The organism is Stenotrophomonas sp. YJH_SMC_21, from assembly GCF_059369555.1.
Genome location: NZ_JCAFSU010000020.1, coordinates 24,583 through 44,592, shown reverse-complemented (window position 1 = coordinate 44,592; position 20,010 = coordinate 24,583). Strand labels below are relative to the sequence as shown.

At 67.4% G+C, this 20,010-nt stretch carries 15 protein-coding genes; 9 read left to right on the top strand and 6 right to left on the bottom strand.

Going from position 1 to position 20,010, the window contains the following annotated elements; genetic code table 11:
• Window positions 1–46: 46 nt before the first annotated feature.
• The gene (locus tag AC5P67_RS18680) at window positions 47–4,954 is read left to right on the top strand and encodes an alpha-2-macroglobulin family protein (protein ID WP_133050354.1); all 4,908 of its coding nucleotides are present in this window, start codon (window positions 47–49) and stop codon (window positions 4,952–4,954) included.
• A 64-nt stretch (window positions 4,955–5,018) separates the two neighbouring features.
• Window positions 5,019–7,400, top strand: a complete 2,382-nt coding sequence (pbpC, locus tag AC5P67_RS18675) for a penicillin-binding protein 1C (RefSeq protein ID WP_495215072.1) — start codon at window positions 5,019–5,021, stop codon at window positions 7,398–7,400.
• Between the two features lie 72 nt (window positions 7,401–7,472).
• Here the strand turns inward: pbpC and AC5P67_RS18670 are convergent, their stop codons facing one another.
• Complete coding sequence (locus AC5P67_RS18670) at window positions 7,473–8,048, bottom strand: ferritin-like domain-containing protein (protein WP_005410647.1); 576 nt, start codon at window positions 8,046–8,048, stop codon at window positions 7,473–7,475.
• A gap of 29 nt (window positions 8,049–8,077) precedes the next feature.
• Window positions 8,078–8,560, bottom strand: coding sequence for a peroxiredoxin (locus AC5P67_RS18665; protein ID WP_005410646.1), 483 nt, complete (start codon window positions 8,558–8,560; stop codon window positions 8,078–8,080).
• Between the two features lie 260 nt (window positions 8,561–8,820).
• Between AC5P67_RS18665 and AC5P67_RS18660 the strand changes: the two genes are divergently transcribed.
• Window positions 8,821–9,714 (top strand): DnaJ C-terminal domain-containing protein, encoded by an 894-nt coding sequence (locus tag AC5P67_RS18660; RefSeq protein ID WP_005410645.1) that lies wholly within the window; start codon window positions 8,821–8,823, stop codon window positions 9,712–9,714.
• A gap of 88 nt (window positions 9,715–9,802) precedes the next feature.
• Here AC5P67_RS18660 and pilH read toward each other — a convergent pair whose 3' ends face one another.
• Both pilH and AC5P67_RS18650 read right to left on the bottom strand, forming a co-directional pair.
• The gene (gene pilH, locus AC5P67_RS18655) at window positions 9,803–10,174 is read right to left on the bottom strand and encodes a twitching motility response regulator PilH (RefSeq protein ID WP_005410644.1); all 372 of its coding nucleotides are present in this window, start codon (window positions 10,172–10,174) and stop codon (window positions 9,803–9,805) included.
• 88 nt (window positions 10,175–10,262) lie between these two features.
• A complete protein-coding gene (locus tag AC5P67_RS18650; protein WP_005410643.1) occupies window positions 10,263–11,258 on the bottom strand; it encodes a YhdH/YhfP family quinone oxidoreductase in 996 nt (331 codons plus the stop codon).
• Between the two features lie 153 nt (window positions 11,259–11,411).
• On the opposite strand from AC5P67_RS18650, the gene hflK reads away from it, so the two are divergent.
• The 5 genes from hflK (at window position 11,412) to AC5P67_RS18625 (ending at window position 16,051) form a co-directional block, all read left to right on the top strand.
• Entirely contained in the window at window positions 11,412–12,545 is a 1,134-nt protein-coding gene (hflK, locus tag AC5P67_RS18645; protein WP_133050357.1) for an FtsH protease activity modulator HflK, read from the top strand.
• Complete coding sequence (hflC, locus tag AC5P67_RS18640) at window positions 12,542–13,405, top strand: protease modulator HflC (protein ID WP_005414169.1); 864 nt, start codon at window positions 12,542–12,544, stop codon at window positions 13,403–13,405. The genes hflK and hflC overlap by 4 nt, the downstream gene beginning before the upstream one ends.
• Window positions 13,406–13,471: 66 nt before the next feature.
• Window positions 13,472–13,657 carry a DUF2065 domain-containing protein gene (locus AC5P67_RS18635; protein ID WP_005414170.1) on the top strand — a complete coding sequence of 62 codons (186 nt, stop codon included), beginning with the start codon at window positions 13,472–13,474 and terminating at the stop codon, window positions 13,655–13,657.
• Window positions 13,658–13,978: 321 nt separating this feature from the next.
• Window positions 13,979–15,271, top strand: coding sequence for an adenylosuccinate synthase (locus AC5P67_RS18630; protein ID WP_005410639.1), 1,293 nt, complete (start codon window positions 13,979–13,981; stop codon window positions 15,269–15,271).
• Window positions 15,272–15,388: 117 nt separating this feature from the next.
• Window positions 15,389–16,051, top strand: a complete 663-nt coding sequence (locus tag AC5P67_RS18625; protein ID WP_495215070.1) for a hypothetical protein — start codon at window positions 15,389–15,391, stop codon at window positions 16,049–16,051.
• On the opposite strand, the gene AC5P67_RS18620 is transcribed toward AC5P67_RS18625, so the two are convergent.
• Complete coding sequence (locus tag AC5P67_RS18620; RefSeq protein ID WP_133050360.1) at window positions 15,987–16,664, bottom strand: M23 family metallopeptidase; 678 nt, start codon at window positions 16,662–16,664, stop codon at window positions 15,987–15,989. The genes AC5P67_RS18625 and AC5P67_RS18620 overlap by 65 nt on opposite strands.
• A 4-nt stretch (window positions 16,665–16,668) precedes the next feature.
• A complete protein-coding gene (locus AC5P67_RS18615) occupies window positions 16,669–17,631 on the bottom strand; it encodes a L,D-transpeptidase family protein (RefSeq protein WP_005410636.1) in 963 nt (320 codons plus the stop codon).
• Window positions 17,632–17,863: 232 nt separating this feature from the next.
• On the opposite strand from AC5P67_RS18615, the gene AC5P67_RS18610 reads away from it, so the two are divergent.
• Complete coding sequence (locus AC5P67_RS18610; RefSeq protein WP_005410635.1) at window positions 17,864–19,990, top strand: methyl-accepting chemotaxis protein; 2,127 nt, start codon at window positions 17,864–17,866, stop codon at window positions 19,988–19,990.
• Window positions 19,991–20,010 lie beyond the last annotated feature (20 nt).

Below are 20,010 nucleotides of genomic sequence, written 5' to 3'. Positions count from 1 at the left end.
TGACGCGGCCTGCCTATAATGGCCGCCTCGATCAAGGAGTGACGACATGAGCGGTCCGGCACGGCGGAAGCGGTGGGGATGGGCGGCGGTGGTACTGGCAGGAGGCCTGTTGCTGGGCCTGGCCGGCTGCCGCAATGACAGCGGGCAGCTGCCCAAGGCCAGCGGTGAAGCCATCACCACCAAGGCCGAGCAGGTGAAGGAATTCACCCTGCTGCGTGCCTACCCGGACCAGAAGAATGACGGCCTGTCGCTGGCGCTGGAGTTCTCGCGCCCGCTGGTCGGTACCCAGGATTTCGACAAGCTGGTGCGCTTCGAAGAGAAGGTCGGCACCGACGACAGCAGCTGGACGCTGTCCGATGACGGCCTGACCCTGCGCTACCCGTTCGTCGAGGCCGGCAAGGAGTTCAGCCTGGTGGTCTCGTCGGACCTGCTGGCCGCCGATGGCAGCCGGCTGGGCAAGGAGCTGAAGCAGAAGGTGTTCAGCGGCGAGCTGAAGCCGGTGGTCGGTTTCGCTTCGCAGGGCAGCGTGCTGCCGGCCAAGGACAGCCGCGGCCTGCCGGTGGTCTCGGTGAACGTGCCGGAGGTCGATGTCGAGTTCCTGCGCGTGCGCGAGAAGGACCTGCCGACCTTCTTCAGCCAGTATCAGCGCGGCGGCCGCCGTGGCAGCTGGGAGCTGAGCAGCGACTACGAGCGCAGCCCGATCAACAAGCTGGCAGAGCCGGTCTACGTCAACCGCTTCATCCTGGGGGGCAAGAAGAACGAGCGGGTGCTGACCTACCTGCCGACCCAGGACATCAAGGAACTGCAGGAGCCGGGCCTGTACTTCGCCCTGCTCAAGCGCACCGGTGACTACGAAGGCGAGTTCGATACCGCGTTCTTCTCGGTCAGCGACATCGGCCTGCATACCCGCGCCTACAAGGACAAGCTGTTCGTCCATACCGCCGGCCTCAAGGACGGCGCGCCGCTGAAGGGCATCGACCTGCGCGTGCTCGATGCCAAGGGCGAGGTGGTGCTGAAGGGCAGCACCGACGGCAATGGCAATGCGCTGCTGAACTACACCCTGGATGCCACCCACGTGCTGGTCGCCAGCACCGGCAAGGACACCAGCTTCCTGCCGTTCAACCAGCCGGCGCTGGATCTGAGCGAATTCGCCGTGGCCGGCCGTGACAATGCCTGGTTCGACGTCTACGCCTGGTCCGGTCGTGACCTGTACCGCCCGGGCGAGACCGTGCGCCTGTCCGCCCTGCTGCGCGACAACGACGGCAAGCCGGTCAAGGCGCAACCGGTATTCCTGCGCCTGAAGCAGCCCGACGGCAAGACTTTCCGCGAGACCCGCCTGCAGCCGGGCGACCAGGGCTACATCAACTTCGAGCAGGTCATTCCCGCCGAGGCGCCGACCGGGCGCTGGCAGATCGAGTTCCGCACCGACCCGGCCAGCAAGGAAGCGATCCAGGGCATGACCCTGCGCATCGAGGAGTTCCTGCCGGAACGCATGAAGCTGGACCTGGACAGCGCGCAGAAGACGCTGAAGCCGGGTGAGGACCTGCGCCTGCAGGCCAATGGCGCCTATCTGTATGGCGCGCCGGCCGATGGCAACCGCTTCACCGCGCGCATGGCGGTGGCCGCCGAGCAGAAGCCGGTGGAGGGCCTGCCGGGCTATTTCTTCGGTGACCCGACCCTGCAGCTGCCGCGCGAGGCCAAGGACGTGATCGATACCACGCTGCCGGGCAACGGCCAGCTGCGTGAGGACATCGCGTTGCCGGAAGAGGCAGCCAAGGCCAAGGCGCCGATTGCCGTAGTGCTGTCCGGCAGCCTGTATGAAACCGGTGGCCGCACGGTCACCCGTACCCTGAAGCGGGTGATGTGGCCGGCCAACGCCCTGGTCGGTGTACGCCCGCTGTTCAACCCGGAGGACGGTGCCGATTCCAACGGCAACGCGCGCTTCGAATTGATGCGCGTGGATGCTGCTGGTACGCCGCAGCCGGCCAAGGGCCTGAAGATCACCCTGGTGCGCGAGCTGCGCGACTACCACTGGACCTTCAACGACAACCGCTGGGACTACGATTTCACCCGCCGTTTCGAGAACAAGGAAACCCGCACCGTCGATGCCGGCAGCAGTGCGGTCGCCTTCGATTTCCCGGTGGAGTGGGGCGAGTACCGGGTGGACGTGTTCGACCCGTCCACCGGCCTGACCAGCCGTTACCCCTTCCGCGCCGGCTGGAGCTGGGGTGATGACAACCGCGGCCTGGACGCGCGCCCTGACAAGATCAAGCTGGGCCTGGACAAGACCGGCTACAAGGCAGGCGACACGCTTGAGGTGACGGTGACCCCGCCGCACGCCGGCAAGGGCATCCTGATGGTCGAGACCGATCGCATGCTGTACGTGCAGGACATCGACGCCAAGCCGGGTTCGACCTTCAAGATTCCGGTCACTGCTGACTGGGAGCGCCACGACGTCTACATCACCGCGCTGGTGTTCCGCGGCGGCAGTGCGCCGAGCAAGATCACCCCGGCCCGTGCGGTGGGCGTGGTGCACGTACCGATGGACCGCAAGGGCCGCACCGTGGCCGTCGGCCTGGCAGCGCCCAAGCAGATGCGACCGGAACAGGACCTGCCGGTGACGGTCAGCGCACCGCAGCTGGCCGGCAAAATGGCGCACGTCACGGTCTCGGCGGTGGACGTGGGCATCCTCAACATCACCCGCTTCCCGGTGCCAGATGCCGGTGCGCACTTCTTCGCCCAGCGTCGTCTCGGCATCGATGCCTACGACATCTACAGCCGGGTGATCGAGAGCTTTGACGGCGGTGCCGGCAAGCTGAAGTTCGGTGGCGACATGGCGCTGCAGGCGTTGCCGCAGGCCAAGCGCCCGACCGCGCGCGTGCAGACCGTGGACCTGTTCTCTGGCCCGGTGCAGCTCGATGCCAAGGGCATCGCCCGCATCCGCCTGAAGGTGCCGGACTTCAACGGCACCCTGCGGGTGTCGGCACTGGTCTACAGCGATGACCAGTACGGCAAGCGCGACGTGGAAACCGTTGTGCGTGCGCCGATCCTCGCCGAAGCCAGCATGCCGCGCGTGCTCGCTCCGGGCGACCGCAGCACCGTGACCCTGGATGTGCAGAACTTCACCGGCAAGCCGGGCCAGTTCAACGTGAAGGTGGAAAGCGAGGGCCCGCTGAACCTGGGCGAAGGCAGCCGCAGCGTGCAGTTGAATGCCGACGCCAAGACCACGTTGAGCTTCCCGCTTTCGGCACGCGAGGGCCACAGCGTGGCCAAGGTGCGGGTGCGGGTGGACGGCAACGGCTTCAAGGCCGATCGCCGTTACGACCTGCCGGTGCGTGCGGCGTGGCCGCAGGTGCTGCGTTCGCAGGTGCGCACGCTTGATCCGTTGGCCGCGGTCAGCCTCGACAACAGCCTGACCGATGGCCTGATGGCCGAGTCGGTGAATGCCCGCCTGCTGGTCAGCCCGCTGCCGCCGATCCCGTTCGCCAGTGCGCTGCAGGGTGCATTGAACTACCCGTACGGCTGTGCCGAGCAGACCACCAGCAAGGGTTACGCCGCGCTGATCCTGGACCAGGCCACTTCGTCGATGCTCGGTGCCGACGGGCTGGATGCCAAGACCCGTCGCGAGCGCATGGAAGGTGCGTTTGGCCGCCTGGCGTCGATGCAGGTGGCCAATGGCAACTTCTCGATGTGGGGTGACGACGGCTACGTGAACCCGTGGCTGACCCCGTACATCACCGAGTTCCTACTCGATGCCAAGGACGCCGGTTTTGCGGTGCCCGACAACGTGCTGCAGAAGGCGCTCAACCGCCTCAGCGAGGATCTGCTGTCCGGTGGCAACCAGTTCTATGGGCAGGACGACCGCGAGAAGCTGAAGTTCGCCAACCAGGCGTACTCGGGCTACGTGCTGGCCCGGGTCAACCGTGCGCCGCTGGGTACCCTGCGCACGCTGTACGACAACGAGCGCAGCAAGGCGGTCGGCGGCCTGTCGCTGGTCCACCTGGGTGTGGCGCTGTCGCTGCAGGGTGATGCCAAGCGTGGTCAGGCCGCGCTGGCGGCGGCCTTCGCCAAGTCCAGCAGCGAACGCCCGTCGTACTTCGGCGACTACGGCAGTGCGATCCGTGATGACGCGCTGATGATCGCGCTGACCCATGAAAACAAGCTGGCCAAGCCGGCCTGGGATGCGCGTGCGGTCGATCTCGGCCGTGGCTTGGATGCGCGCCGCAATGCCGGCTGGATGTGGCTGAGCACACAGGAACAGGTGGCGATTGCCCGCCTTGGCAAGGCGCTCGCCGCCAACCAGAAGGCGCTGGTGGCCGGTGAACTGGTGATCGGTGGCAACACCGAAGCCATCGGCGAACGCAAGCTGTTCGGCCGCAACTTCAGCGCAAATGAACTCGCCAGCGGCGTGCGCTTCACCCCGCAGGGCCAGCCGCCGATGTTCGCCAGCATCGACGTGGCCGGCATCCCGCGCAGCGCACCGGCACCGGACAACAGCGTGCTGGGCGTCGAGCGCAGCTACTACGGCACCGATGGCAAGCCGTGGTCACCGCGCCCGCTGAAGGAAGGCGAAGCCCTGATCGTGCGCGTCACCGTCACTGCCGACACCACGATGCCCGATGCGCTGCTGACCGACCTCCTGCCGGCCGGCCTGGAGATCGAGAACTTCAACCTGGGCGATGCCAAGCAGTGGGCCGACGTGGTGGTCGATGGCATCACCATCAGCGACCGGGGTGAAGCGGCCGATACCAAGCACGAGGAATTCCGCGACGACCGCTACGTGGCCGCGCTGAAGCTCTCGCGTGGCAGCAAGGCCAACGTGTTCTACCTGGTGCGCGCGGTGACCCCGGGTACCTACTCGGTGCCGCCGCCGCTGGTGGAGGACATGTACCGGCCGCAGCTGCGCGGCGTCGGCCGCAGCAACCCGACCACGATCACGGTGGTACAGCCGTGACCGCGCGGACGGGCCGCGACGGTGCGGCCCGTCCAGCTGGCAAGCTCCAATGCGGCACGCTGCAATGACGAACACGATGACCACCCGGCTGGCGACCCTGCGCCGCCGGCTGCGGCCGCTGTGGCCGTGGCTGCGCTGGGGTACGGCCGCCACGCTGGCACTGCTGCTGGTGCTGGATTTCGCCTTCCCGCCGCCGCTGCCGAAGCAACGCGATACCAGCACCCTGGTGGTGGCTGCCGATGGCACGCCGCTGCGTGCGTTCGCCGACGCCGAGGGCGTGTGGCGTTATCCGGCATCGACCGACAGCGTCTCGCCGCTGTACCTGCAGGCGCTGCTGACCTACGAAGACCGCTGGTTCTGGCGCCATCCGGGCATCAACCCGCTGGCGATCCTGCGTGCCAGTGGCCAGCTGCTGCGCGGTGGTCGCATCGTGTCCGGTGGCTCGACCCTGACCATGCAGGTCGCACGCATCCTCGATCCGCATACGCGCACGCCCTGGGGCAAGCTCAAGCAGATGCTGCGTGCGGTGCAGCTGGAAGTGCACCTGAGCAAGCAGCAGATCCTGGCCCTGTACCTGGAGCGCGCACCCTACGGCGGCACCATCGAGGGCGTGGAAGCGGCCAGCTGGGCCTACCTGGGCAAGCCGGCGGCGCAGCTGTCGCATGCCGAGGCCGCGTTGCTGGCGGTGCTGCCGCAGGCGCCGAGCCGGCTGCGCCCGGACCGCCATCCGGAAGCGGCGCAGAAGGCGCGCGACAAGGTGCTGTCACGCATGGCCGAGCTGGGCGCGTGGACAGCGGAAGAGGTGGAAGATGCGCGCATCGAGAACGTGGTCGCACGCTCGCTGCGGCCGCCGCTGCATGCCGCGTTGCTGGCGCAGCGCCTGCACTCGGCGCATCCGGGCCAGGCACGCATCCAGAGCAGTATCGACATCGGCCTGCAGCGCACCCTGGAAGAACGCGTGGCCAGCTACTTCTCCACGCTGCCCGAGCGCACTTCGGCGGCCCTGCTGGTGGTCGACAACCAGACCCTGCAGGCGCGTGCCTATGTCGGCACGCTGGCGTTCGGTGACCGCCATCGGCTCGGCCACGTGGACATGGTGCAGGCCTGGCGCTCGCCTGGGTCCACGCTCAAGCCGTTCCTGTATGCAATGGCGCTGGACGATGGCCTGATCCATTCGGAAAGCCTGCTGGTCGATGCGCCGCAGAGTTTCGGCAGCTACCGCCCCGGCAACTTCGACATGGCCTTCAATGGACCGATCGGCGCCTCCAGCGCGCTGCGGCTGTCACTCAACGTGCCCTCGGTGGACCTGCTGCAGCGGGTCGGTCCGGCGCGCTTTGCTGCGCGCCTGTCGCACTCCGGCATCCAGCTGCGCTTCCCGCCGGGCAGCACGCCCAACCTGTCGCTGATCCTGGGCGGCACCGGTGCGCGGCTGGAAGATCTGGTCGGTGCGTTCGCCGCGCTCAACCGCAACGGCATCGCCGGGCGCGTGCGCTACACCGATGACGAACCGATGATCGAGCGTCGCCTGGCCTCGCCGGGCGCCAGCTGGATCGTGCGCGAGATGCTGGAATCGAATCCGCGGCCGGGGTATAGCGTCGGGACGTTCGATGTCGGTGGCCGCCCGCGCGTGGCGTGGAAGACCGGCACCAGTTACGGGTACCGCGATGCGTGGGCGATCGGCAGCACCCGCCACTACACCGTGGGCGTGTGGGTGGGTCGACCGGACGGCACACCGCTACCGGGCCAGTACGGCGCGGTGACCGCGTTGCCGCTGATGTTCGAGGTGGTGGACAGCCTGCCGCGCCAGCGCGGTGACTCGGCCGCTGCGCCGATGCCGGCCAGCGTCAGCCAGGAAGACATCTGCTGGCCGACCGGTGAGCGTGCCGAAGGCCTGCCTGCTGCGCTCTGCCAGCGGCTGATGCCAGCCTATCTGCTGGAAGGCGCGGCACCACCGACCTTCCCCGAACGCGAGGCACGGCGCTGGCAACCGGGTCGGCAGCGCTACCTTGCCGATGCGCGTACCGGTCTGCGCGTGTCAGCCGATTGCCGCTTGCCGCACGAAGAAGTCGCGCGCGAGATCGCGCGCTGGCCAGCGTTGCTGTCGCCGTGGCTGTCCAAGGCCACGCGCGAAGCCTCGCAGCTGCCGGCGCTGTCGCCGGACTGCCGTGATGATGGCCGCGAGGCCAGCGTCGCGCTGCACATCGATGGGCTCAACGATGGCGCCACGCTGGCGCGCGCGCCGAATTCGGAACATGGCGTACGCCTGCAGCTGCGCGCGCTGGGCAGCGAGCAGGCGGTGGACTGGTTGCTCGATGGACGCTGGATCGCGCAGACGCGCGGTGCGCAGCTGATGCAGCGCGAGTTCGCCGAGCCGGGCGCGCACACCTTGACCGCGCTGGCGGCAGATGGCGCGTGGACACAGGTAAGGTTCAACGTCCTGCGGTAGGTGCCAACCCTGGTTGGCACGCGATGAATGCGCCCACCAGGGTGGGCATCTGCCAAGGCGTGTGCGGGGCCGCTATTCCCCGATCCACCCATCCAGCAGGTCGGCGAACTCGTCGGCGTGCTCTTCCTCCTGCGCCAGGATCTCTTCAAGGATGCGCTTGGTGGTGGTATCGCGGTCGCCGATGAAGTTGATCATCTCGCGATAGCTGTCGATGGCGATGCGCTCGGCCACCAGGTTCTCGCGCACCATGTCGCGCAGGTCGCTGCCTTCCTTGTATTCGGCGTGCGAACGCGCGGTCAGCGTATCCGGATTGAGGTCGGGCTCGCCGCCCAGCTGGACGATGCGCTCGGCCAGCTTGCCGGCATGCGCCTGTTCCTGCTGTGCATGTTCCAGGAACTCGGCCTTGACCGCGTCGGCCAGCATGCCCTTGGCCATGAAGTAGTGCCGGTAGTAGCGCAGAACGCAGACGTACTCGGTGGCCAGTGCGTCGTTGAGCAGCTTGATCACCACCTCGCGGTCAGCGCTGTAGCTGTCTGTGATCGCGCCGTCTTCGAGGTTGCGCCGGGCGCGCTCGCGCAGGGTTGCGCGATCGCTGATGCCAGGAACGTTCGCGGCGGGCTTGCTGGCTTTGGCTGGCTTGCTGGACATGGCTGGCCGTTTCCTTCTGCGGTGGGGAATCAGGTGGGGAGATGCTCCAGCACGTACTCGGCCGAAGACACTTCGAACTGGCCGGGCTGTTCAACCCAGGCCTCTCGAACTACGCCGTCGTCGACGTACAGGGCAAAACGACGCGAGCGGATTCCCATGCCCGACGCGCTCGCATCAAGCTCCAGACCCAGGGCGCGGGTCAGCTCGGCATTGCCGTCGGACAGCATCAGAAGGCCGTCGGGCACGCTCTGGTCGGCGGCCCAGGCCTTCATCACGAACGGGTCGTTGACGGCCATGCAGTAGACGTCGATGCCGCGCTGGCGGAAGGCCTCGAACTTTTCGACGTAGCCGGGAAGGTGACGTGCCGAGCACGTCGGGGTGAACGCGCCGGGCACGGCGAACAGCACCACCTTGCGCGCATCGAACAACGAATGCGTATCAAGCGTTTCAATGCCCTCGCGGATGCGCTTGAGGGTCACTTCCGGAATGCGGTCGCCGACATGGATGGTCATGGGAACTCCTTGCTGGGGCAGGCTAGTGGGCCGGATGGGACAGGGGCGTCAAGACATTGGAAACCCGGTGTGCAGGCCCCATCTTCCGGCGTTGTGGCAGGGGCTTCCAGCCACAGCGTGGCGCACGGGGATGGCAGCCGCATTGCGCAGGATCAGTCGGCCTCACCGGGGCCGCACGAGGGGCGGCGTAGCCTCGCAGGCGCGTAGAATGAACCCGGGGCGGCGCCACCGGCGCGGCCGAAGCGAATCGAGGTAGCTGGATGGAATTCAAGGATTACTACGCCACCCTGGGGGTGGAACCGAGCGCGGGCGAGGCGGAGATCAAGACCGCCTACCGCCGGCTGGCACGCAAGTACCACCCGGACGTCAGCAAGGAGGCTGGGGCCGAAGACAAGTTCAAGGCGGTCAACGAGGCCTACGAGGCGCTGCGTGATCCGGAAAAGCGCGCGGCCTACGACCAGCTGCGCGCGCAGGGCTATCGCCCGGGCGAGGAGTTCAACGTGCCGCCGAACTACGGCGGCGCCGGTGGTTTCAATTTCGAGGAAGTGTTCGGTGGCGGCGGCCCCAACGGCGGCTTCAGCGACTTCTTCGAAAGCCTGTTCGCGCGCCAGCGCGGTGGAGCGGGCGCGGGGGCCGGTCCGGGCTTCAGCAGCCAGGGCCATGCGCCCAACCGCGATACCCGCGCCAAGCTGTCGGTGCCACTGGAAGCGGCCTACAGCGGCGACAGCCTGCGCATCACCGTCAACGGCAAGCAGCTGGACGTGCGCGTGCCCAAGGGCATCCGCCCGGGCCAGGTGATCCGCCTGGCAGGGCAGGGCAACCATGGCGGCAACCTGCTGCTGGAAGTGGAATACGCCGCCCACCCGCAGTTCGAGGTCGATGGCCGCAACATCCTCTATACGTTGCCGCTCACGCCGTGGCAGGCCGCGCTGGGCACCAGCATCAGCGTGCCGACCCTGGGTGGTGCGGTGGAGTTGAAGATTCCGGCCGATTCCGATGCCGGCCGCAAGCTGCGCCTGCGCGGGCGTGGCCTGCCGGGCAACCCGGATGGCGACCAGATCGTCGAGATCGAGATCGTGGCCCCGGCTGCGACCGATGAGGCGCAGAAGAAGGCGTACCGCAATCTGGCCAAGGCGTTCGGCGAGACCATTTGAAGGTAGTGCCGGCCGCTGGCCGGCAACTTCATTGCCCTGGACGGTGATGCGTGGTTGCCGGCCAGCGGCCGGCACTACCGCGCGCGTCTCAGCCCTGGCCCGCGAACACGCGCTCCAGCACCTCGGACAGCTCGTCCTCCGAGAACGGCTTGGTGATGTAGGCCTTGGCGCCTTGGCGCATGCCCCACATGCGGTCGGTGTCCTGGTCCTTGGTGGTCACCAGGATCACCGGGATATGCCGGGTCGCCTCGTCGCGGGCGAGGGTACGGGTGGCCTGGAAGCCGTTGAGGTTGGGCATCACCACGTCCATCAGGACCAGGTCGGGCAGCTCGGCCTTGGCGGTTTCGACCCCGGCGGCGCCATCGGTGGCGGTCAGGATCTGGTGCCCGAGCTTCTCGACGATGCGCTGTATCCCCAACAGCTGCGACGGTGAGTCGTCGACGATCAGAATGCGTGCCATGTTGTTCCCCATGTAATGCCCGCAGTGTAGTGCGGGCCCATTACCGGCGGGAGGGCCGCGTCTGCCGTCCGTCGCCTGCCTGCGACGTTCAGTCGATCCGCACCACGGTGCGACCCAGCGAACCGCCCGCCAGCATCCGTTCGAATACGGCAGGAAGGCCATCGAGGCCGACTTCGGCGGTGCAGATGCGGTCCAGGTGCTGCGGCTTCCAGTCACTCCCCAGCCGCGACCACACTTCCTCACGCAGTCCGCGTGGCGCATTGGCCGAGGACACGCCCAGCAGCGAGACACCGCGCAGGATGAACGGCATCACCGTCATGTCCAGCGTCGGACTGGCAGCCAGGCCGGCACTGACCACGCTGCCGTAGGGCACGGTCTGCGCCAGCAGGCTGGCCAGCATGTCGCCTCCGGCATTATCGAGGCCACCCCCGAAGCGGGCCGACTGCAGCGCGCCGGTGTCGGCCAGCGCGTCGCGCGGCAGTACCTCGGTGGCGCCGATGCTGCGCAGGAATCCTGCCTGGTCCGGCTTGCCGCTGACCGCGTGCACGCTGTAGCCGGCACGGCTGAAGATGGACAGCGCCAGCGCACCGACACCGCCGCTGGCACCGGTGACCGCCAGCGGGCCGAGTTCCGGGGTCTGGCGGTTGTCCTGCATGCGCAGCAGGGCCAGCGCCGCAGTGAAGCCGGCGGTGCCCAGCACCATCGCCTCGCGTGGGGTCAGCCCGGCCGGCTGGGCGATCACCGCGCGCGATTCCAGCCGCACGTACTGGCTGTAGCCGCCGTCGCGGGTCTCGCTGAGGCCGCAGCCGGTGGCCAGCACCGCGTCGCCTTCACGCCAGTCCGGGTCGGTGCTGGCGACCACGGTGCCGGCCACATCGATGCCGCCCACCAGCGGGAAGCGGCGCAGGATCTTCCCCTTGCCGGTGCCGGCCAGCGCGTCCTTGTAGTTGACCGAGGACCAGTGGGCGCGGATCAGCACCTGGCCGGGGTTGAGGTCGTCGACCCCGAGCCGGACCAGGCCGCTGCGGTAGCCGGCGTCGTCGTTTTCGATGCGGAAGGCGGTGAACGGGGTGGTGGGGGCCATCGGCGTTGCCTGACTTCGAGGAAAACGCCACCTTACCCCGTTGCCCCCCTTTCGATCCTGCCGATCCGCCCCATCTTGTATGATCGGTGATGGTTTCACGGCTGGCGGTGCGGGAAGGGCCCGCGCCGCAGCCCAAATCTTGATGGAGCGTGCATGGCCTGGAATACACCCGGCGGCAACAAGGGCGGACAAGGCCCCGAGGACAATCGACGCGGGCCGTTCGGGTCACGCGGCGGTGGCAATGGTGGTGGCTGGGGCGGTTTGCCCGGGCCGCTGAAGGACCTGTTCGACGGCGGCATCGTGCGTTGGGTGGTGGCAGCCGTGGTGCTGCTGGTGCTGTTCTCCAGCTTCCAGCTGATCGGCGAACAGCAGCGTGGCGTGGTGCTGCGCTTCGGCCAGTTCTCGCGCATCCTGCAGCCCGGCCCGAACTTCAAGCTGCCGTGGCCGATCGAATCGGTCACCAAGGTCAACGCCACCGAGATCAAGACCTTCTCGATCCAGGTGCCGGTGCTGACCCGCGACGAGAACATCGTCAACGTCTCGCTGAACGTCCAGTACCGCATCGACGACCCGCAGCAGTACCTGTTCGGCACCGTCGATGCCAACCAGGTGCTGGAGCAGTCGGCGCAGAGCGCCGTACGCGAGGAAGTCGGCCGCGCCGATCTCAACGCCGTGCTGAACAACCGTGGCCCGCTGGCCGTGGCCGCCGAGGAGCGCCTGCAGGCGCTGCTGAAGGCGTTCAAGACCGGCCTGACCGTGACTGGCCTGACCCTGCAGGATGCCCGTCCGCCGGAAGAAGTGAAGCCGGCTTTCGACGAGGTCAACGGTGCCCAGCAGGTCAAGGAACGCCTGATCAACGAAGCCCAGGCCTACGCCGCCAAGGTCGTGCCGGAAGCCCGGGGCCAGGCCTCGCGCGCCCGTACCACCGCCGAAGGCTACAAGCAGGCCGTGGTGTCCAAGGCCGAGGGTGACGCGCAGCGCTTCAGCCTGTTGCAGGCCCAGTACAAGGACGCCCCGGAAGTGACCCGCAAGCGCCTGTGGCTGGAGACCGTGCAGCAGGTACTGAGCGAGAACCGCAAGGTGATCGGTGGCGATGGCCGCCAGCTGATCTACGTGCCGATGAGCGGCGATACCCGTCCGAGCACGTCGGCTCCGGCCGCAGTGGCCAACCCGGACGTGGTGATGCCGTCGCTGCCGGGTGCAGCGACGGAAGCTTCCCGTGATCCGGGCCGGCCGGTGGGCCGCCCGACCGGGCGACCGAGCGGCCGTGAGGAGGGCAGCCGATGAAGAGTCCTATCTGGATCGCCGTGATCGTGGCGGTGGTGCTGGGCCTGCTCGGCTCGGTGTACGTGGTCCGTGAGGACCAGACCGCCATGGTGCTGAACCTGGGCAAGGTGGTGCGTTCGGACATCAAGCCGGGCCTGCACTTCAAGGTGCCGGTGGTGGAAACGGTGAAGGTCTTCGACCGCCGCTTCCAGGTGCTCGACACCGCGCCGGCGCGCTACTTCACCGCCGAGCAGAAGGACGTCAGCGTCGACTTCTTCGCCATCGGCTACATTTCCAACGTGGGTGACTACTTCCGTGCCACCGGCGGCGATCCGCGCATCGCCAACGCCCGCCTGGCACCGATCATCACCGACTCGCTGCGCAACCAGATCAACTCGCGCACCCTGCAGCAGCTGGTCTCCGGCGACCGCAGCGAGCTGATCGCCGAGCAGCTGAAGGGGATCAACGAAGCGGTGGCCGGCCTCGGCATGCAGATGATCGACCTGCGCATCAAGCAGGTGGACCTGCCGACCGACAGCCAGGTGATCAACGACGTGTACGAGCGCATGCGCGCCCAGCGCAAGCAGGAAGCCGCAAAGCTGCGTGCGGAGGGCGAGGAGCAGTCGCTGACCATCCGCGCCCAGGCCGACCGTGACAGCACCGTGCTGATCGCCGAGGCCGAGCGTGATGCCCAGCGCCTGCGCGGTGAAGGCGATGCCGAGGCGGCGCGCATCTACGGCAAGGCCGGCTCGGCCGATCCGTCGTTCTATGCGTTCTACCGCAGCCTGGAGGCCTACCGTGGCTCCATGACCGACGGCAACGGCGTGATCGTGCTGGACAAGAACGACCCGTTCCTGCAGTACCTGAAGAACGACCGCTGAGGTCGCAGGGCAGTACCCCACGGGGCCCGGCATATGCCGGGCCCCGTGCTTTTTCCGGAGTCCCCCATGAAAGATCTGTTTGCCGCTGTCTGCCTGGTCGCGGTGCTGGAAGGCCTGTTCCTGTTCGTCGCACCGTTCGCCTGGAAGCGCATGGCCGAACGTCTGCTGGACCTGCCCAGCCCGGCCCTGCGCAGCTTCGGTGGGCTGGTGCTGCTGGCCGGCCTGAGCCTGCTGTGGTGGGTGCGGCATTGAAAGGGTAGTGCCGGCCGCTGGCCGGCAACCCGGGATTGCCGGCCAGCGGCCGGCACTACCGGGCGGGGCCTGAGCGGCCGGCACGACCGGGCGGGGCGGCTGACCGGCCGGTAAAGCCGCCCGTCGGAAAGGTGGCACCCGACCCCGGAAACCCGGATAATGCACAAAAGCCGGACGGGCCTCCCCGTTCGGCTTTTTCCGTGTCTGGGCCTTCCATCGCCGGCCGCTCCCCGTTTGGAGCCGCCTTGCAGGTGCTGGCCAGCCCTGCCACGGTTTACCCGTCCGCGGCCCCGATGGCCGCAACAAATCGAGGAGCCCGTCATGGGTCAGTCTGTCGTAGTGTTGGGTGCCCAGTGGGGCGATGAAGGCAAGGGCAAGATCGTCGATCTGCTCACTGAGGAAATCGGCGCCGTCGTGCGCTTCCAGGGCGGCCACAACGCCGGCCACACCCTGGTCATCAATGGCAAGAAGACCGTCCTGCACCTGATCCCGTCGGGCATCCTGCGTGACGACGCGCTGTGCCTGATCGGCAACGGCGTGGTGATCTCGCCGGCCGCGCTGCAGAAGGAAATCGCCGAGCTGGAAGCCTCCGGCGTGGAAGTGCGTTCGCGCCTGAAGATCTCCCCGGCCGCGCCGCTGATCATGCCGTACCACATCGCCCTGGACCAGGCGCGCGAGCGCGCTGCCGGTGGCAAGGCGATCGGCACCACCGGCCGTGGCATCGGCCCGGCCTACGAAGACAAGGTGGCGCGTCGCGGCATCCGAATCGCCGACCTGCATTACCCGAAGCAGCTGGAAGAGCTGCTGCGCACCGCGCTGGATTACCACAACTTCGTGCTGACCAAGTATCTGAACACCGATGCGGTCGACTTCCAGAAGACCTTCGACGAAGCGCTGGCCTTCGGCGAATACGTGCAGCCGATGAAGTCCGACGTGGCCGGCATCCTGCACGACCTGCGCAAGCAGGGTAAGCGCGTGCTGTTCGAAGGCGCGCAGGGCGCGCTGCTGGACATCGACCACGGCACCTACCCGTACGTCACCAGCTCCAACACCACCGTCGGTGGCGCGCTGGCCGGTTCCGGCGTCGGCGCCGATTCGATCGACTACGTGCTGGGCATCGCCAAGGCCTACGCCACCCGCGTCGGCGGTGGCCCGTTCCCGACCGAGCTGGACGACGAAGTCGGCCAGGGCATCCGTGACCGCGGCGCCGAGTACGGTGCGTCGACCGGCCGTCCGCGTCGTTGCGGCTGGATGGACATCGTCGCGCTGAAGCGTGCCGTGGCCATCAACGGCATCAGCGGCCTGTGCATCACCAAGCTGGACGTGCTGGACGGCATGGAAAAGCTGAAGGTCTGCATCGCCTACGAATACAACGGCAAGCGCACCGAGTACGCGCCGCTGGACGCGCAGGGCTGGGAAGAGTGCACGCCGGTGTACCTGGAGTTCCCGGGCTGGAGCGAGAACACCCACGGCATCACCAACTGGGACGACCTGCCGCCGGCTGCGCGCGCCTACCTGCGTTCGCTGGAAGAGCTGGCCGGCTGCCCGATCAGCATCGTCTCCACCGGCCCGGACCGCGACCACACCATGGTCCTGCAGGATCCGTTTGCCTGAGATAACGCCGGGCGCTGCCCGGCGTAGGTGACAGGAAAAGCCCCGCGCAAGCGGGGCTTTTTCGTTACTGTGTCGCCAGGGCCAGCGGGGAAGCAAAGCGATGACCAGGACGTCAGCGTGAAGGGCGAGACGGTCGTGCGGATCACCCTGTGGATGGTGTGGAGCCTGTGGGGCATCGCCTGCCTGGTACTGGTGCTGGGCGCGGCTGCCAATACCCTGGCTTCGCGCACGCAGACGGTGCCGTTGGTGCTGAGCCCTGGCGCAACCGCCCAGATCACCGTCTACCGCCTCATCGATGATCAACTGCGGCTGCACCTGCGCTATGCCGCGGACGGTACGGAGGCTGACCCCGAGGTGCTGCTGCGCATCGAAACTCCGACCGATCATGGAGACTTCCGCGCAGGGGAGCGTTCGGGAGTGGCCGGGCAGGGTATCAATCGTGGGCTGGCTTCGGTTGAGTCCAGCGGCCTCATGGCGTCCTACTTCGGCTATGGCCGTGGCGACGCATTGCCACGCGGCCGCTCATGGATGCGGGTAACCGTGCTGGAGGTGGACCCGGCGCTGGCCGATCGCGCGGCCACCGTCGAGCTGCAGCCGCCACTGGACCTGTTGAAGCTGACTCACCTGGATTATGTCTGGTTGTGGCCGTTCTTCTTCTGGAAAGTGGCGGCACTGCTCCTGTTGATTCCAGGGGCTGCCTTGGCGGTGTTCACGTTCACCTTGCGGCGCTGGCAGCACCGGGCTTCGAAGCAGGCGGATTCAGCAGTGGATACGGATTGATCGATTCCCCCTTCCACCACTGCTTCTCCGGCCCCAGCACGTGCACTTCAAAGTGCAGATGCGGAGCCTCGGCACTGGCGTTGCCGGTGCTGCCGACATAGCCGAGGACGTCTCCGCGCTTGATTGCCTGCTTCTCCGCCAGGCCATCGGCGTAGCGCTGCAGATGCGCGTAGTAGTAGCACCAGCGGCCACTGGGCTCGAACTGGTAGATCGTCAGGCCACCGCGCTCGCTGTTGAACAGTTTTTCCACCGTGCCATCGGCCACTGCCAGCACCGGCGTACCGGCGGTGGCCATGATGTCGATGGCATCGTGCACGCGGCCTTCGCTACGCGCATCGGTGAACGTGTCGCGCAGCTGGGAGGCCAGGACGCCCTGTACCGGCAGCAGCAGACCCGACGGCGCATCCGCAGTCCGCGCGGCTGACGGTGCGATGGCGGCGGGGGCAGGGGCCGTGTCGAGCGGCGCTACCGATCCCTTGGCCGGCGCCACAGCGGCTGCCGGTTGTGCTTCCGGCAGCGAGGCGGCTACCGGCTCGCCTGCATCGCGGCGCAGCCACCAGCCGGCCCCCAGTCCCAGCAGCACGCCCAGCACGATCAGCTGCGAAAGACGCATCGGCTCACTCCTGCATCACCACGGGGACGGAGGTATCCACCGCATCGGCCACGCGCAGCGCATCCCAGTTGGTCATGCGCACGCAACCATGTGACTCGGTCTTGCCGACATGGCCGGGCTCGGGCGTGCCATGCAGGCCGTAGTGTGGCTTGGACAGGTCGATCCAGACCCGGCCGACTGGATTGTTCGGGCCCGGCGGCAGTGTCGCCTTCTTTTCGCCCTTGCGCGCATCCCAGAACAGCTTGGGGTTGTAGTGGAACGGCGGGTCGCGATACACGCCCAGGATCTTCCATTCGCCGATCGGCAGCGGATCATGCTGGCTGCCGGAGGAAACCGGCACCTGAGCGATCACCTTGCCTTGCGCATCCAGCAGCTGCAGGCTGGAATCGGACTTGTCGACGACCACCTTGGCCGCCTTCGGTAGCGGCGATGGTGCGATATTGGGCACCTGGATGCGGTTGCCCGCCTTGCTCAGATCCACGCCCGGATTGAGCAGCTTCAACAGCTCAGGGGATGCGTGGAAGCGTTCGCCCAGCGACTCTTCGACGTTGTTGAAGCCCAGCGATTTCAGTTTGGCCTGTGCGGCGGGGCCCTTCGGCACCGCCTGGAACGGCCCGGCGACATCCTCGCTGGTCAGCGTGTAGCTGGCCAGGGGGGTGACCGTATCAGCCTGCAGGGCCTGCCAGGTCGCGTCGTCCAGTTCACCGGTGACGGTCAGGCCGTGCGCTGCCTGGAAACCCGACACCGCGCGCCGCTGGTTGCTGCCCACTTCACCGTCGATCTGGCCGGGCGAGAAATTCGCGCGATCCAGCAGCACCTGGGCATGCAGGGCGGAACGTGCTGCGGTGTCCGGTCCGGCCTTCTCGGCGATGGGGGCGGGCAGTCCAGGCGGCGGTGCCTGCGCGAACGCCGGCGATGCCAGCAGCGAGAGAGCGAGCAGGGTGGATCGGTACACGGGTAATGGCATTGGGAACTCCAGCAGATGACGCCACCACCTTGCCTGCAGGCCGCGCCGAGCCGCCGTGAAAGAGATCTGACGTCTGCATGAGCAGTCGGGTCGTTGCGCCACCGTCCCCGCGCGGGTGCCGCCGGCCAAGGGCTCACCAAGGTGAATGGTGCCCCACGCCGTTGGCGGTTGGCGATCAAGATTGCCTGGCGGGCCGCCGATAACGCCACATCCCCCCGTTTTGGATGTACCGATGAACTACTTGAGGAATGTCAGGGTTGCCTGGCGTCTTGGGCTGGGCTTTGGCCTGTTGCTGCTGTTGGTTGCGGCCGTGGTGGCCACCGGCGCCACCGCCAGTGTCGTGCAGAAGCGCGCGATGCAGCAGGTGGTCGATGTCAGCGTGGCCAAGGTGCGCCTGTTGTCGCAGATGCTCGATGCCAACAACCAGATGATGGTCGTTCGCCGCGAGATGCTGATCCGCCAGGGCGATGACCGTGGCCATGATGAGCAGCGCATCGCCGATCTGGTCAAGCGCTATGAGGCCAGTTGGACGGCCTACCAGGCGCTGCCCAGCGACGCCGAGGGCAAGGCCATTGCCGAAACCATCGCCGCCAAGCGTGCCATCGCGCGTCCGCTCAACAAGCAGACCAGCGAACTGATGGAGCAGGGCGACTACCCGGGCGCCGTGGCGCTGACCCTGGGCCCGGTGCAGGAAGCCGCCAACGGCTGGAACAAGGCGCTGTCCGATGGCGTGGACTTCGAGGAGAAGGAAAGCCGTGAGGCTGCTGCCGAGGCAATCCGCCTGGGCGAGCGTAGCCTGCTGCAGTTGCTGGTGCTGGGCGGCGTTGCACTGCTGGTCGGCATCGCCGCCTCGGTGATGATCGGGCGCAGCCTGACCGGCCCGCTGGCCCGCGCGGTGAACCTGGCCGAGCGCTTGTCCAGGGGCCAGCTGGATCAGGAGTTCCGCCTCGGCGGCCGTGACGAACTGACCCAGTTGGGTGAGGCGATGGCCAGCGTGCGCCAGAGTGTGCAGGCGGCGATCGGCGCACAGCTGCAGATGGCCGAACAGCACGAGGCGGGTGCGATCCGCTACCGCATGGACGCCAGCGCCTTCCCCGGCGATTTCGGCCGCATGGTGCAGGCCACCAACAGCCTGGTCGAATCGCACGTGCAGGTGGAGCTGCTGATGGCTGAAGTGATGCAGCGTTACGCCATCGGTGACCTCAGCCGCGACCTGCCGGACTACCCGGGCGAGAAGGGTACGCTGACCCGCACTCTGGCCGCAGTGAAGCAGAGCCTGATGGCGATCAACGCGCAGATCGACGCACTGGCCCGGGCCGCGCGCGCCGGTGATTTCAGCATGCGTGGCGACGCCGCTGCGTTCCAGTTCCAGTTCAAGGCGATGGTCGAGCACCTCAACGGCATGATGGCCAGTTCGCAGGCCAGCATCGCTGATGTCTCCGATGTGCTGCGTGCGATCTCGCACGGCGACCTGACTGCACGCATGGACGGCGAGTACGACGGTGTATTCGCCCGCATGCGTGACGACGCCAACACCACCACCGCGCAGCTGACCGGCATCGTGCGTGGCATCCAGGTGGCCGCCGACAGCATCAACAACGCGGCGCAGGAACTGGCTGCCGGCAACAACGACCTGTCGCGCCGCACCGAGCAGCAGGCCGCCAACCTGGAAGAAGCCGCCGCATCGATGGAGGAACTGACCTCGACTGTGCGCCAGAATGCCGAGCTCGCTCGTCAGGCCGACAGTGAAGCGCATGCCGCCGGTGCCGCCGTACGCGAAACCGAGCAGGCGATGGCGCAGATGGCGTCGGTGATGGGTGAGATCGATCAGTCCTCGGCACGCATCTCGGAAATCTCCACCGTGATCGACGGCATCGCGTTCCAGACCAACATCCTGGCGCTGAATGCTGCGGTTGAAGCCGCGCGTGCAGGTGAGCAGGGCCGTGGTTTTGCCGTGGTCGCCAGCGAGGTACGTACGCTCGCACAGCGTGCCGGTGTCGCCGCCAAGGAGATCAAGGAGCTGATCGAAGACGCTGCTGCCAAGGTGAAGAGTGGCCTGGCGGTGACCGTTGAATCGGAAGCCGCGATCGCCCGCGTGGCCCAGGCCAGCTCGCGCACCACGCAGCTGATGAGCGACATCGCAGCGGCCAGCAAGGAACAGGCCGCCGGTATCGAGCAGGTCAACCAGGTGGTGGTGCAGATGGACCAGGTGACCCAGCAGAACGCTGCGCTGGTGGAAGAAGCCACCGCCGCCAGCCGCGCGCTGGAGGAACAGGCGCATGCGCTGACCACGTCGGTGGCGGTGTTCAAGGTGGAGCAGGGCGCGCGCATGCCCATCGTGCCTGCGCAGGCGGCGTAAGCAACCTGCGACTGGATGTT